We start from the raw sequence: 15,538 nt of genomic DNA, 5'->3' as shown, positions 1-15,538 counted from the left end.
TTTATCGTCCCTTCATCGACTCGACAGCGAAGACCAGTGCGTCTTCTCGCTCTATCGTGCCTGGGTAGTAACCTGGTCGCTCGCCTATCACGGAGAATCCTTCCGATTCATAGAGCGCGATGGCAGGCGCGTTGGAACGCCGCACCTCAAGAATCAGGCGATCCATCCCTTCGTCGAAAACAGTCTTGATCAGAAAACGAAGCAACATGCGCCCAGCACCAGATCGACGCGAATGCTCTGCAACGCAAAGGTTGAGTAGGTGCGCCTCGTCAAAGAGGTGGGCAACAATGGCATAGCCCCGCAACCTCTCAAATCCAGTCAAAGCCCAGAGGCGATAATCGGGACGAAAGCAGTCGCGAAAGACGCCCTCGCTCCAGGGATGCGAGTAGCCAGTGCGTTCGATTTCCAACACGTCGCCAAGGTCAGCTAGCTCAAGTGGACGAATCGATCGCGATAACCGGCCGATTTCTAGATAGGGTGTTTCCAGGGCCATCAACACTCTCCGGAAAATTGCCCCTTCAACATGTCCCAAAGATGCTTTTTATTGCCAGGGTCTCCCGCTAACGCAGACAAGGGGTGCTCAGCTTGGAGCACCGTTTTGGATAACCGCTCCACCACATGGCCATGCTGCTCCGCAGACTCTCCAACGTAGCCCAAGCAAATTAACGTTCGCTCGCCCACGATGTCCTTCTCGATACGCCGCAAGAGATAAGAGAGATCCCTCCGGGCATTTTTCATAACTGCTGGGTTATTGAAAACGGGCCACGCGAAACGCTTATGTTCGTCCAGGCCCGCGTTGAGGGCCTTCAAAATATTGGTGGCCAACTGGACCTGTAGCTCCTCGCTAATATCCGGAGACACGCTGCTCATCAGACAGTAACGCTCCGACAACCAGAACCCGATATCCAGCTTCACATCGCCCAAACCCGCCAAGACGTCCGATGAGATATTCACAGATTCATCATCGGAAGCCTTGACCGCCGGCTTCACATTTTCACCAGCTCCGCTACGCGCTTCCAGCGTCTGCTCTGAAGTAGGTAGAGGTGTCTTGTCACGTTCCTCCGGCTCGGCATTGATGCTTTTGAGCAGATCCCGGACGTTACCTTGGCTGCCGGCGCTGTCTTCGGGGGCGCGCCCCTTAACAGCCGGCTGACTTCGAACAACCTCAGCGCTTGACGCCAGCCGCTCGGATACAGGTTCAGAAAAATCCAAGTCAGGGGTCGGCGCAGCACCCGGCAGAGGAGCACGCGCATACCATAGGTGGACGCCCATTTGAGAAAGGTAAAATTGGCGTTCCGCTTCTATAGTCATGCGCTTCCGGGGATCTGGTAGGCGAGCAGAGGCCTGTGACTTTACTGCCTTGAGTATTGAGTTCTACAGGAACGAGTATACTTCATTGAACCGGGGGTTGTTGAGGGTATAGCGGAGGGCCGATCCTACACTTCGCTGGTCGAGCGCTGCCCAGCCGGCCTGGCGGCACCGCTGTGCGCACGCCGCAGGTCATTTCTTTCTTGCGGCCAATAAAAAAACCCCAACACGTGACCGTGCTGGGGTTTTGGTTTAGGAGCCTGACGATGACCTACTCTCGCATGGGCAGATGCCACACTACCATCGGCGCTGGTCCGTTTCACGGCTGAGTTCGGGATGGGATCAGGTGGTTCCGGACCGCTATAGTCGTCAGGCAAACAGGTTGACCACTGGGCGGGACAAGATTGCGTGAGCCGAAGCTCAAAGCTGAAGCGATTTCCTGCGTTATCCGCAGTTGGCTTGGGTGTTATATAGTCAAGCCGCACGAGCAATTAGTATCGGTTAGCTCAACGCCTCGCAGCGCTTACACACCCGACCTATCAACGTCCTGGTCTTGAACGGCTCTTCAGGGCCCTCGAGGGGCCAGGGAGATCTCATCTTGGAAGGGGCTTCCCGCTTAGATGCCTTCAGCGGTTATCCTGTCCGAACATAGCTACCGGGCAATGCCACTGGCGTGACAACCCGAACACCAGAGGTTCGTCCACTCCGGTCCTCTCGTACTAGGAGCAGCTTTCCTCAAATCTCCAACGTCCACGGCAGATAGGGACCGAACTGTCTCACGACGTTCTAAACCCAGCTCGCGTACCACTTTAAATGGCGAACAGCCATACCCTTGGGACCGGCTTCAGCCCCAGGATGTGATGAGCCGACATCGAGGTGCCAAACACCGCCGTCGATGTGAACTCTTGGGCGGTATCAGCCTGTTATCCCCGGAGTACCTTTTATCCGTTGAGCGATGGCCCTTCCATACAGAACCACCGGATCACTATGACCTGCTTTCGCACCTGCTCGACCTGTCCGTCTCGCAGTTAAGCGGGCTTGTGCCATTACACTAACCGTACGATGTCCGACCGTACTTAGCCCACCTTTGTGCTCCTCCGTTACACTTTGGGAGGAGACCGCCCCAGTCAAACTACCCACCACACAGTGTCCTCATCCCCGATCAGGGGACCAAGTTAGAACCTCAAACAGGCCAGGCTGGTATTTCAAGGTTGGCTCCACGATGACTGGCGTCACCGCTTCAAAGCCTCCCAGCTATCCTACACAAGCATGCTCAAAGTTCACTGTGAAGCTATAGTAAAGGTTCACGGGGTCTTTCCGTCTAGCCGCGGATACACCGCATCTTCACGGCGATTTCAATTTCACTGAGTCTCGGGTAGAGACAGCGCCCCCATCGTTACGCCATTCGTGCAGGTCGGAACTTACCCGACAAGGAATTTCGCTACCTTAGGACCGTTATAGTTACGGCCGCCGTTTACCGGGGCTTCGATCAAGAGCTTCGTCCGAAGACTAACCCCATCAATTAACCTTCCGGCACCGGGCAGGCGTCACACCGTATACGTCCACTTTCGTGTTTGCACAGTGCTGTGTTTTTAATAAACAGTCGCAGGGGCCTGGTATCTTCGACCGGCTTCAGCTTCACCCGCAAGGGGCTTCACCTACACACCGGCGTGCCTTCTCCCGAAGTTACGGCACCATTTTGCCTAGTTCCTTTACCCGAGTTCTCTCAAGCGCCTTGGTATTCTCTACCTGACCACCTGTGTCGGTTTGGGGTACGGGCTCTCGTGACCTGAAGCTTAGAAGATTTTCCTGGAAGCTGGGCATCAGTGACTTCCCGCCCAATGGGCAGTCGTCGTCATGTCTCAGCATTAAGGACCCGGATTTGCCTAAGTCCTCTGCCTACACATTTAAACCGGGACAACCGTCGCCCGGCTCACCTAGCCTTCTCCGTCTCTCCATCGCAGTCACGCGAGGTACGGGAATATTAACCCGTTTCCCATCGACTACACCTTTCGGTCTCGCCTTAGGGGCCGACTCACCCTGCGCCGATTAGCGTTGCGCAGGAACCCTTGGTCTTCCGGCGTGCGGGTTTTTCACCCGCATTATCGTTACTCATGTCAGCATTCGCACTTCTGATACCTCCAGCAGGCCTCTCGACCCACCTTCACAGGCTTACAGAACGCTCCCCTACCCCGCATACAATGTATGCAGCCGCAGCTTCGGTAACCAGTTTGAGCCCCGTTACATCTTCCGCGCAGGCCGACTCGACTAGTGAGCTATTACGCTTTCATTAAAGGGTGGCTGCTTCTAAGCCAACCTCCTAGCTGTCTTCGCCTTCCCACATCGTTTCCCACTTAACTGGTATTTGGGGACCTTAGCTGGCGGTCTGGGTTGTTTCCCTTTTCACGACGGACGTTAGCACCCGCCGTGTGTCTCCCGGATAGTACTCACTGGTATTCGGAGTTTGCATCGGTTTGGTAAGTCGGGATGACCCCCTAGCCGAAACAGTGCTCTACCCCCAGTGGTATTCGTCCGAGGCGCTACCTAAATAGCTTTCGGGGAGAACCAGCTATCTCCGGGCTTGATTAGCCTTTCACTCCGATCCACAAGTCATCCCCTGGCTTTTCAACGACAGTGGGTTCGGTCCTCCAGTGCGTGTTACCGCACCTTCAACCTGCTCATGGATAGATCGCCCGGTTTCGGGTCTATGTCCAGCGACTAAGTCGCCCTATTCAGACTCGGTTTCCCTACGGCTCCCCTAGATGGTTAACCTCGCCACTGAACATAAGTCGCTGACCCATTATACAAAAGGTACGCCGTCACCGAACAAGTCGGCTCCGACTGCTTGTACGCATACGGTTTCAGGATCTATTTCACTCCCCTCACAGGGGTTCTTTTCGCCTTTCCCTCACGGTACTGGTTCACTATCGGTCAGTCAGGAGTATTTAGCCTTGGAGGATGGTCCCCCCATGTTCAGTCAACGTTTCACGTGCGCCGACCTACTCGATTTCACTAGGATGGGGTTTCGACTACGGGGCTATCACCCACTATGGCGGTCCTTTCCAGAACCTTCGTCTACCCGTCACCCAGCTTAAGGGCTAGTCCCCGTTCGCTCGCCGCTACTGAGGGAATCTCGGTTGATTTCTTTTCCTCGGGGTACTTAGATGTTTCAGTTCCCCCGGTTCGCCCTGTACACCTATGGATTCAGTGCACAGTACCTGGCCGAAACCAGGTGGGTTTCCCCATTCAGAAATGCCCGGATCACAGCTTGTTTGCCAGCTCCCCGAGCCTTATCGCAGGCTTCCACGTCTTTCATCGCCTCTGACTGCCAAGGCATCCACCGTATGCGCTTAATTGCTTGACTATATAACCCCAAACCAACTGTTTAATCGGCGTAAACTTCACGCTTGATTAAACCTGTCGACAGCCTTTTGTCCTGCCAACGGTTGATCCAAGATTAAGCAATCCAACGATTTAACACCGGATAACGCTTGAAATCGCTATCATGGATGGTTCATCTCGGAGATAAAGAGATAAAGCCATCCGGCTTGCAATCTTGTCCGCATTGTTAAAGAGCATTCTGACCCAGTGATCAGAAAGAAGGGCTTCGGATTGTCATCAATCTGAAACGCTTGTTTCTGCACACTACCGACTAAGCTGTTCAGCCGTTTCATTCTCAGGTTATTGGTGGAGCCAGGCAGGATCGAACTGCCGACCTCCTGCGTGCAAGGCAGGCGCTCTCCCAGCTGAGCTATGGCCCCAGTAAAGCTACCCAGAATCCAAAGGCGTTTTACTCTGGATACCCAAATTGTGTAGATCAAGGCGTTTTCGGGCGCCGCATAGCCTGCTATGCCAGTCCGGAAACAACGCTGAGCTACGCAATTTTGGTGGGTCTGGGTGGACTTGAACCACCGACCTCACCCTTATCAGGGGTGCGCTCTAACCACCTGAGCTACAGACCCAATGGTATGGGCCCGCTTAGACCCGATGCTCTCTTTAGGCTGACCAAGTAATTCGTGTGGGCTCTGACCGAAGTGTTCGGTTTCGTTTAAGGAGGTGATCCAGCCGCAGGTTCCCCTACGGCTACCTTGTTACGACTTCACCCCAGTCATGAACCACACCGTGGTGATCGTCCTCCTTACGGTTAGACTAACCACTTCTGGTGCAATCCACTCCCATGGTGTGACGGGCGGTGTGTACAAGGCCCGGGAACGTATTCACCGCGACATTCTGATTCGCGATTACTAGCGATTCCGACTTCACGCAGTCGAGTTGCAGACTGCGATCCGGACTACGACGCGTTTTATGAGATTAGCTCACCCTCGCGGGGTTGCAGCCCTCTGTACGCGCCATTGTAGCACGTGTGTAGCCCTGGCCGTAAGGGCCATGATGACCTGACGTCATCCCCACCTTCCTCCGGTTTGTCACCGGCAGTCTCCCTAGAGTTCCCACCATAATGTGCTGGCAACTAGGGATAGGGGTTGCGCTCGTTACGGGACTTAACCCAACATCTCACGACACGAGCTGACGACGGCCATGCAGCACCTGTCACTGCGCTCCCGAAGGCACCGCTCTATCTCTAGAGCGTTCGCAGGATGTCAAGGCCAGGTAAGGTTCTTCGCGTTGCGTCGAATTAAACCACATGCTCCACCGCTTGTGCGGGCCCCCGTCAATTCATTTGAGTTTTAACCTTGCGGCCGTACTCCCCAGGCGGTCAACTTAGTGCGTTAGCTGCGCCACTAAGGATTCAAGATCCCCAACGGCTAGTTGACATCGTTTACGGCGTGGACTACCAGGGTATCTAATCCTGTTTGCTCCCCACGCTTTCGCACCTCAGTGTCAGTGTTGGTCCAGGTAGCCGCCTTCGCCACTGGTGTTCCTTCCTATATCTACGCATTTCACCGCTACACAGGAAATTCCACTACCCTCTACCACACTCTAGCCCGACAGTTCGAAATGCCGTTCCCAGGTTGAGCCCGGGGCTTTCACATCTCGCTTATCGAACCACCTACGCGCGCTTTACGCCCAGTAATTCCGATTAACGCTTGCACCCTCCGTATTACCGCGGCTGCTGGCACGGAGTTAGCCGGTGCTTCTTCTGTGGGTGACGTCAATCCTTAAGGGTATTAACCTTAAGGCCTTCCTCCCCACTGAAAGTGCTTTACAACCCGAAAGCCTTCTTCACACACGCGGCATGGCTGGATCAGGGTTGCCCCCATTGTCCAATATTCCCCACTGCTGCCTCCCGTAGGAGTTCGGGCCGTGTCTCAGTCCCGATGTGGCTGATCATCCTCTCAGACCAGCTACGGATCGTCGCCTTGGTAGGCCTTTACCCCACCAACTAGCTAATCCGACATAGGCACATCCAATAGCGCAAGGTCCGAAGAGCCCCTGCTTTCTCCCGAAGGACGTATGCGGTATTAATCCGGGTTTCCCCGGGCTATCCCCCACTACTGGGCAGTTTCCTATGCATTACTCACCCGTCCGCCGCTCGTCAGCGGGGTGCAAGCACCCCCTGTTACCGCTCGACTTGCATGTGTTAAGCCTGCCGCCAGCGTTCAATCTGAGCCATGATCAAACTCTTCAGTTTAAATCATACAAGATCCGAAGATCTCTAATCTTGCTCAAGACAAAACTCAATTTCGACGAGTCACTGTCTCGATATTTCGTACCGAAATACCTCAGCCAGCGCCCACACGAATTACTTGGTCAACTTTTTAAAGAGCTGGGCCTTTCGCCCTGTTGAGGCCGCGTATTTTACAGCGATCACCCAACCTGTCAACCACTATTTTAGAACTTTTTATCGGCTCTAAACACCGTGGTTGCGCGCTTCCCGGAACTTCGCGTCTCCGCTGTGTCCCTCAGAAGTGGTGCGCATTCTACAGGGCCCAGCGAACCTGTAAAGCCTTTTTTTGAGAAGTTTCGGTTATCCGAGATACACCGATCAAACGACCATCAACTTGCTCAAAAATCAGCCTGAAAACGCATCCTCAACATCGAATGCGCTTTAGATGCGGGTTCAACCCCGCACGTCTTAGCGAAGCAAGCGGCACTATAGAAATGGTTAAAAGAGGAAAAACATCGGCGCTTGGCGCCGCCCCACCTATAGGAGAGCGACCCTATAGGAGAGCGACGCCTAAACCTTCACACTAGTCTTTGTTGACGCCAGCAGCTTCAGAAGGCTGTGCCCGCGGACGACGAACCTTGCGGAACAAGGCACGAAATGGGCCGGAAAGCCCATAAACCAGAAAACCAACAAAAAGCACCGTGCCCGGATCTAACGTCACCACAACGAAGACCAGGACCACCACCAAAATGGCCGCAAAGGGTACACGCCCTTTAAGATCGAGATCCTTAAAGCTGCGATAAAGGATGTTGCTGACCATCAGCACCCCTGCACCCCCGACGACCAGTACGGTCATTAACTTCAACCAGAGTTCGGGCTCAACGCCCTGGAAACACCAGACCAGGCCGGCGACGACAGCTGCCGCCGAAGGACTGGGAAGACCGACGAAATACTTCTTGTCGACCGATCCAATCTGCGTATTGAACCGCGCAAGCCTTAGAGCGGCACCCGCTACGTAGATGAAGGTTATGGCCCAGCCAAACTGGCCGAAACTGTTCAACGACCAGAAAAACGCAACGAGTCCGGGCGCCACACCGAAAGCCACCATGTCGGCGAGACTATCGTATTCCTCACCGAATTTACTTTGGGTATTGGTCATTCGGGCGACACGGCCATCGAGCCCGTCGAGGACCATGGATACGAAAATGGCGATGGCCGCATTTTCGAACATCCCGTTGGCCGCAGAGACCATCGCAAAGAAACCTGAAAACAAAGAGGCCGTGGTAAGCAGGTTCGGCAGGAGATAGATCCCCTTTCTACGGACGCGCGCGCCCTCGACAACCTCCTCTTCAACAACTTCACCTTCGCGAAGCGCCTCTTCCGTGGATACCGAATTGTTGTCAGCTTCGTTATTCTTGCTCATTAAGCTCGATTCCCGAAAACATGTTCCAGCATTATAGACGACGAATAGGGCACCCCCGTCAAGCCAAGCCATTACGGAACAGTCACCCTGAAACGAAAAACGCGGCCCGAAAGCCGCGTCTTAACAACCAGGCCCGCAGGCTTAGTTCTTTTCCTTGTCCACGATCTTGTTCGCGGAAATCCAAGGCATCATGGAGCGCAACTTCTCGCCCACTGTTTCGATGGGATGCTCGGCATTCAGCCGGCGACGGGCAGTCATTGAGGGATAGTTAGTGCTACCTTCCTGAATGAACATCTTGGCGTACTCACCACTCTGGACGCGCTTCAGTGCGTTGCGCATGGCTTCCCGAGACTGTTCGTTGATCACTTCCGGACCGGTTACATACTCGCCATACTCCGCGTTATTGGAGATGGAGTAGTTCATGTTGGCGATGCCGCCCTCGTACATCAGGTCAACGATCAACTTAAGCTCGTGCAGACACTCGAAATACGCCATTTCCGGCGCGTAACCCGCATCAGTCAGCGTCTCAAACCCAGCCTTGACCAGCTCGACAGCGCCGCCACACAGAACAGCCTGCTCACCGAACAGGTCGGTTTCGGTCTCATCTTTGAAAGAGGTCTCGATAATACCCGTGCGGCCGCCGCCGATAGCGCTGGCATAAGACAAGGCAATATTTTTGGCGTTACCGGAGGCATCCTGGTGGATGGCGATCAGATCAGGGATACCGCCGCCACGGGTGAACTCGGTGCGAACAGTGTGACCCGGAGCCTTCGGCGCAACCATGATCACATCCAGATCCTTGCGAGCTACGATCTGGTTGTAATGAACGTTAAAGCCGTGGGCGAAAGCCAGTACACCGCCCTTCTTCAGGTTCGGTTCGATTTCGCTTTCGTAGATCGCCTTCTGGTTCTCATCCGGCGCCAGCATCATGACGATATCCGCTTCCTTTGAGGCTTCGGCAACGCTCTTGACGATCAGACCTGCCGCTTCGGCCTTGGTGGCAGAAGAAGAACCTTCACGCAGTGCGACAACAACCTCGACGCCAGATTCCTTCAGGTTATTGGCATGGGCATGGCCCTGAGAACCATAACCAACGATAGCGACCCTCTTGCCCTGAACGATTGAGAGATCGCAATCTTTATCGTAATAAACCTGCATAACTTTCCCCTGTTATCTATCCGGCCCTTCAGGGCCGCTATTCAATAAATGGTTTCTATCAAATACTGAGAACTTTTTCGCCACGAGCAATGCCGGACACGCCGGAACGAACAACCTCGAGCACGCCCGTCGTGCCGATCGACTGAATAAAGGCATCGAGCTTGTCACTGTCGCCGGCGAGCTGGACGGTATAAACCGTGCTCGTTACGTCGACGATCTGACCCCGAAAGATATCGACAGTGCGCTTGATTTCCGCCCGCTGCGAGCCACTCGCCTTGAGCTTGATCAGCATCAGCTCACGCTCGATATGCGCCCCTTCGGTCAGGTCCACCAGCTTGACCACCTCAATCAGCTTGTTGAGTTGTTTGGTGATCTGCTCAATCACGCGATCGGAACCGGTTGTGGTTACCGTCAAACGGGAAAGCGTCTCGTCTTCGGTAGGTGCGACCGTCAGAGTCTCGATGTTGTAGTTGCGCTGCGAAAATAGACCAACCACGCGAGACAGCGCGCCAGGCTCGTTCTCAAGCAATACAGAAATGATGCGACGCATGGTGATCAGACCCTCTCCGTTTTACTGAGCCACATATCCTTCATCGAACCACGAGCCACCTGCATCGGGTAGACGTGTTCGTGTGGATCAACGTAGATGTCCAGAAACACCAGCTTGTCCTTCATCGCAAAGGCTTCTTCAAGCTTGGCCTCAAGATCTTCCTTACGGTCGATCCGGATGCCCACGTGACCGTAGGCCTCGGCCAGCTTGATGAAGTCCGGCAACGATTCCATATAGGACTGAGAGTGGCGGGACTCGTAGTTCATATCCTGCCATTGCTTCACCATACCCAGCGCTTGGTTGTTGAGGTTCACGACCTTGACCGGCAGGTTATATTGCTTACAGGTGCTCAGTTCCTGGATGTTCATCTGGATACTGCCCTCACCCGTGACGCAGATAACATCATCGTCCGGAAAACTCAGCTTCACACCCATGGCCGCCGGCAAACCAAAGCCCATCGTTCCCAGGCCGCCGGAGTTAATCCAGCGATTGGGTTTGTTGAACTTGTAATATTGGGCCGCAAACATCTGGTGCTGACCCACATCCGTGGTGACATAGGCCTCGCCGTTGGTGAGGCGATGTAACGCTTCGATGACTTCCTGCGGCTTAATGTACTTGTCGCTTTTCTCGTAACGCATGCCATGGAATGCACGCCATTCTTCGATCTGCTTCCACCAGGACTTGAGCGCTTCGGCATCGGGCTTGTCTTTACTTTCCTTCACCAAAGCGATCATTTCCTTGAGCACGGCATCGACGGGCCCAACGATCGGCACGTCCGCTTCGATGGTCTTGGAAATAGAAGCCGGGTCGATATCGATATGGACAATTCGCGCACCGGGACAGAACTTCTCGGTCGCATTGGTCACCCGGTCATCGAAACGGGCCCCAACGGCGAGAATCAGGTCGGAATGATGCATGGCCATATTGGACTCGTAGGTCCCGTGCATGCCCAGCCAGCCCAACGACTGCTTGTCACCGGCAGGGAAGCCGCCAATGCCCATCAGCGTATTGGTTACCGGGAAACCCAACAGGTGAGCCAGTTCGGTTAGCTGCTCAGAGGCCTTGCCCAGGACCACCCCACCACCGGCATAGATGATCGGCCGCTTGGCCGCCAAAAGCATTTCCGATGCTTTCCGGATCTGCCCTGCGTGACCCCGCATCGCCGGGTTGTACGAACGCAGTTTGACCTTCTTGGGGTAACTGTATTCGTAACGCTCGTTAGGCGTGGTCATGTCCTTGGGAATATCCACAACGACCGGGCCAGGACGGCCGGTGGCCGCAATGAAATAGGCCTTGCGAACAATCTCGGGGATTTCGGACGGATGACGGACCGACATGTTGTGCTTCACGACGGGTCGGGAAACCCCGATCATGTCGGTTTCCTGAAAGGCATCCTCACCGATCAGCGTCGAGGCCACCTGGCCACACAAGATCACCATGGGAACTGAATCCATGAACGCCGTGGCAATCCCTGTAATGGTATTGGTTGCACCGGGACCGGACGTTACCAGCACGGTCCCCGGTTTGCCGGAAGCCCGCGCATAGCCATCGGCCATATGCACCGCCGCCTGTTCGTGGCGAACCAGGATGTGCTTGACCTTGTCCTGCCTAAACAGCGCGTCGTAGATATGCAGCGCCGCACCACCCGGATAACCGTATATGTACTCGATCCCTTCATCTTGCAGGGAACGAATCAGCATGTCTGCGCCAGACAATAACTCCACTTTCTCTACCCTCTTTAATAGAGTGAATGTGCCGGCATGAGCCGGTTGCCTGGGGTTCCGGTGCAAAGCTTCTTGTGAAAGCCGGACCGGACGTTCCGCCACACCATGGACGCAGAGGTTGTCTCTTGGCCAACCGAGCCTCCTGAGGGTGGCGGAGGACGGCCAATCAACGGGCTGCAGACTTGGCGCGCAACCCTAGTCGCGCTGTAGGCGCGAGACGTTCAGTGTGGTAATCAACGGGGATACTTGCTCGGGATTGCCTGCCGTATTTACCCCTGTTTTCAGGCGATCGCCAATTGTGACAGCGGGAAATGTCCTGTCAATACCAACCGCTCGCCGAGGCCCGCCATTGCGGCCTTCCAAGCGAAACCCGGTTACATAAAACCGACAGCTAAAGGCTAGCCAACGCACAGTTTTTGACTCATCTTAAGCACACCGCTTTCAGCCATGGCAAAATAAGCCTGGAAATAGATAAACAATTTGGCGCGGAAAGAGATTGCCAAACGCAGATGGAAAACAGGTTGTATCCGCATGAAAAAAGTTGGAATTATGCTGAGTATCCTGCTCTCGCTCACTGCATTTACAGCCCACGCGAGCTCAGTCTATAAATGGACGGATGAGAACGGGGTTACCCATTTTGGCGACCGGCAACCGGCTGGCAAAAAAAGCGAAACGGTTGATGTCCGCTCAGGCACTATCGAAAGCCCCGGTGCTGCCGATCGCTCCACGCCTCAAGAACGAGTCGACGCTCTGGACAAGGCGGCAGCCGAGCAAACCGAGAAAAAGGAGATGACCCGGCAAGAAGAAGCCCTGGTCAAGCAGCGACAGAAGAACTGCGAAGTAGCTCAGGATAACCTGAAGACAATCAACACGCATGCTCGCATCAAGGTGACTGAAGAGGGCAAGCAGCGCTATCTGACACCTGAAGAAATCGAGAACAAGAAAGAAGAATTCCGGAAAATCGTCCAGCGCGACTGTAACGTCTAAGCCTCCCCTCCCTTTAGAGGTAAAGGCCCTCTGGTTGTTAGAGGTAAAGGCCCTTTGGTTGGAGGTAAAGGCCCTCTGGCGTCAACACCGGACGATAAACCAAGGGGCCGTTTCCGGCCCCTTGGTGATTACACGCCTGGGTTTACAGCGTGCCGAGTTAAGCCGCCTTCCGGCTAAAGGCCAACCCCTCACCCTGCACATCGGCCACAATCGTATCGCCTACCGAGAAATCACCTTTCAGCAGCCGCTGAGCCAGAGGATTTTCGATCAGACGCTGAATCGCACGCTTAAGTGGCCGCGCACCGTACACCGGATCGTAGCCAACTTCACTCAGGCGAGCCATCGCGGCCTCCGACAACTCCAGCGTCATCTCCTGGTCCCGCAGACGCTTGTTCAGGGATTCGACCTGGATGCGTGCGATACCCTGAATCTGATCTCGAGCCAGCGGATGGAATACCACAACCTCATCCACACGATTAATGAACTCCGGACGAAAGTGAGTACCCACCACATCCATGACCGCTTCTTTCATAGCCTCGTACTCATCCTTGCCCGCCATAGTTTGGATGAGATCCGAGCCCAGGTTGGACGTCATGACAATGACCGTATTGCGGAAATCTACCGTGCGACCCTGACCATCGGTTAGCCGGCCATCTTCCAGCACCTGTAACAGGATATTGAAGACATCCGGATGAGCCTTCTCCACCTCATCCAGCAGCAACACCGAGTATGGCCGACGACGAACCGCTTCCGTCAGATAGCCGCCCTCTTCGTAACCCACATAGCCCGGAGGCGCGCCGATCAGCCGAGCGACAGAGTGTTTCTCCATGAACTCGGACATATCGATACGCACCATGGCCTCTTCGGTGTCGAACAGGAAGGTGGCCAGCGATTTACACAACTCGGTCTTGCCCACACCGGTTGGCCCCAGGAACAAAAACGATCCATTGGGTCGATGCGGGTCGGCCAAACCGGCTCTCGAACGTCGGACGGCATTGGCGACCGCTTCCACTGCCTCGTCCTGACCGATAACGCGCTCGTGCAGAGCGTCCTCCATACGCATGAGTTTGTCACGCTCGCCTTCGAGCATCTTCGACACCGGAATGCCCGTCCACTTGGAAACGACTTCTGCGATTTCCTCGTCGGTCACCCGGTTGCGCAGGAGTTTCATCTCCATCATCTCGGCCTGGCTGGCCATGTCGAGCTGACGCTCAAGCTCTGGAATCCGTCCGTACTGCAGCTCGGACATCTTGCCCAAATCGCCAGAACGGCGTGCGTTCTCCAGGTCGATCCGGGCCTGCTCCAACTGGCTTTTGATCTTCTGTGAACCATGGAGAGCTGCCTTTTCGGTATTCCAGATCTCCTCCAGATCGGCGTATTCCCGTTCGATGTTGCCGATCACATCCTTCAGCTCGTCCAGACGTTTCTTGGAGGCCGCATCGGTTTCCTTCTTAAGGGCTTCGCGCTCGATCTTAAGCTGGATCAGGCGACGCTCTAGCCGATCAAGAGCCTCGGGCTTGGAATCCATCTCCATTCGAATCTGACTGGCGGCTTCATCAATCAGATCGATGGCCTTATCCGGCAACTGGCGGTCGGCAATATAGCGGTGGGACAGCTTCGCCGCAGCGATGATGGCGCCATCAGTCACTTCGACACCGTGGTGCACCTCATAACGCTCCTTCAGGCCACGGAGAATAGCGACGGTGTCTTCCTCGTTAGGCTCAGAAACCAGCACTTTTTGGAAACGCCGCTCCAGCGCTGCATCCTTTTCGATGTGCTCGCGGTACTCGTCCAGCGTGGTCGCCCCTACGCAGTGTAGTTCGCCCCGGGCTAAGGCTGGCTTGAGCATATTGCCCGCATCCATGGACCCTTCAGCCTTGCCGGCACCCACCATCGTATGGACTTCGTCTATAAATAGGATGATCTGGCCTTCCTGCTTGGAGAGTTCGTTGAGCACGGCCTTGAGTCGTTCCTCGAATTCACCCCGGAATTTGGCCCCGGCAATCAGCGCGCCCATGTCCAGGGACAGCACCTTCTTGTCCTTGAGGCCCTCAGGCACCTCGCCGTTGACGATGCGCTGGGCCAAGCCCTCGACGATTGCAGTCTTGCCGACGCCCGGCTCACCAATGAGGACCGGATTGTTCTTGCGCCGGCGCTGGAGAACCTGAATGGTCCGGCGAATTTCGTCATCCCGGCCGATGACCGGATCCAGCTTGCCTTTGATCGCGCGCTCGGTCAGGTCGATCGTGTACTTGGACAACGCCTGCCGGTTCTCCTCAGCGGATGCATCACTGACGGATTCCCCGCCACGCACATCGTCGACCGCGGTCTCCAAAGCCTTGCGGTCGACATTGTGCTCGCGCAGCACACGACCCAGCGTGCCGCGGTCCTCCAGCGCCGCCAGCAGGACAAGTTCGCTGGAAATAAACTGGTCCTTGCGCTGCTGAGCCAACTTGTCCGCAATATTGAAAAGCCGCCCGAGGTCATTGGACATGGCAACGTCTCCGGCGGAACCCCGTACCTCCGGCAAGTTGTCGATTTCCCGACCCACGGCCTGGCGCAGGCGTGACGGATCAGCGCCAACCTGCTTCAGAAGAGGTTTGATCGAACTGCCGTCCTGATCCAGCAACGCTTGCATCAGGTGTACCGGTTCGATGAAGTTGTTGTCCTTGCCCACCGCAATGGACTGCGCATCTGCCAACGCGGTCTGTAAGCGACTGGTCAATTTGTCGATTCGCATGGAGTTTCCCTCTTTAACTGATAGAGCGCCGGTGACGGAGGGCCGCAATCAACGTTCGGCCCTGGCGCACGTGCTTGCAATA

General features: G+C 55.2%; 8 protein-coding genes, 2 tRNA genes and 3 rRNA genes. 1 reads left to right on the top strand and 12 read right to left on the bottom strand.

Annotated features, from left to right (window positions below; genetic code table 11):
* Position 1: 1 nt before the first annotated feature.
* The 11 genes from rimI to FXO11_RS04390 form a co-directional block, all read right to left on the bottom strand.
* On the bottom strand, positions 2-493 hold the full coding sequence (gene rimI, locus FXO11_RS04440; RefSeq protein WP_148861763.1) for a ribosomal protein S18-alanine N-acetyltransferase: 492 nt from the start codon (positions 491-493) through the stop codon (positions 2-4).
* Positions 493-1,311 carry a hypothetical protein gene (locus FXO11_RS04435; RefSeq protein ID WP_148861762.1) on the bottom strand — a complete coding sequence of 273 codons (819 nt, stop codon included), beginning with the start codon at positions 1,309-1,311 and terminating at the stop codon, positions 493-495. Before FXO11_RS04435 ends, rimI begins: the two co-directional genes overlap by 1 nt.
* 255 nt (positions 1,312-1,566) lie before the next feature.
* Positions 1,567-1,682 (bottom strand): 5S ribosomal RNA (rrf, locus tag FXO11_RS04430).
* Positions 1,683-1,778: 96 nt separating this feature from the next.
* A 23S ribosomal RNA gene (locus tag FXO11_RS04425) occupies positions 1,779-4,672 on the bottom strand.
* Positions 4,673-4,993: 321 nt separating this feature from the next.
* A tRNA-Ala gene (locus tag FXO11_RS04420) sits at positions 4,994-5,069 on the bottom strand.
* Positions 5,070-5,193: 124 nt separating this feature from the next.
* Positions 5,194-5,270 (bottom strand) — tRNA-Ile (locus tag FXO11_RS04415).
* An 87-nt stretch (positions 5,271-5,357) separates the two neighbouring features.
* Positions 5,358-6,898: ribosomal RNA gene (locus FXO11_RS04410) — 16S ribosomal RNA — on the bottom strand.
* Together the 16S, 23S and 5S rRNA genes with 2 tRNA genes alongside form the textbook arrangement of a ribosomal RNA operon.
* Positions 6,899-7,457: 559 nt before the next feature.
* Positions 7,458-8,297 carry a CDP-diacylglycerol--serine O-phosphatidyltransferase gene (gene pssA, locus FXO11_RS04405; protein WP_148861761.1) on the bottom strand — a complete coding sequence of 280 codons (840 nt, stop codon included), beginning with the start codon at positions 8,295-8,297 and terminating at the stop codon, positions 7,458-7,460.
* Positions 8,298-8,438: 141 nt separating this feature from the next.
* Positions 8,439-9,455 carry a ketol-acid reductoisomerase gene (gene ilvC, locus FXO11_RS04400; protein WP_148861760.1) on the bottom strand — a complete coding sequence of 339 codons (1,017 nt, stop codon included), beginning with the start codon at positions 9,453-9,455 and terminating at the stop codon, positions 8,439-8,441.
* A gap of 58 nt (positions 9,456-9,513) precedes the next feature.
* The gene (gene ilvN / locus FXO11_RS04395) at positions 9,514-10,005 is read right to left on the bottom strand and encodes an acetolactate synthase small subunit (protein WP_148861758.1); all 492 of its coding nucleotides are present in this window, start codon (positions 10,003-10,005) and stop codon (positions 9,514-9,516) included.
* Positions 10,006-10,010: 5 nt separating this feature from the next.
* On the bottom strand, positions 10,011-11,729 hold the full coding sequence (locus FXO11_RS04390; RefSeq protein WP_148861756.1) for an acetolactate synthase 3 large subunit: 1,719 nt from the start codon (positions 11,727-11,729) through the stop codon (positions 10,011-10,013).
* A 480-nt stretch (positions 11,730-12,209) separates the two neighbouring features.
* Here FXO11_RS04390 and FXO11_RS04385 point away from each other — a divergent pair, with 480 nt between their 5' ends.
* Complete coding sequence (locus tag FXO11_RS04385; protein WP_227546038.1) at positions 12,210-12,716, top strand: DUF4124 domain-containing protein; 507 nt, start codon at positions 12,210-12,212, stop codon at positions 12,714-12,716.
* A gap of 157 nt (positions 12,717-12,873) precedes the next feature.
* On the opposite strand, the gene clpB is transcribed toward FXO11_RS04385, so the two are convergent.
* Positions 12,874-15,456, bottom strand: coding sequence for an ATP-dependent chaperone ClpB (clpB, locus tag FXO11_RS04380; RefSeq protein WP_148861754.1), 2,583 nt, complete (start codon positions 15,454-15,456; stop codon positions 12,874-12,876).
* Positions 15,457-15,538: the final 82 nt, after the last annotated feature.

Source organism: Marinobacter fonticola, assembly GCF_008122265.1.
In the GTDB taxonomy this organism is placed as follows: Bacteria; Pseudomonadota; Gammaproteobacteria; order Pseudomonadales; family Oleiphilaceae; genus Marinobacter_A; species Marinobacter_A fonticola.
Note: the sequence above shows the minus strand (reverse complement) of the source record. Positions and strands in the feature narration are given on the sequence as shown.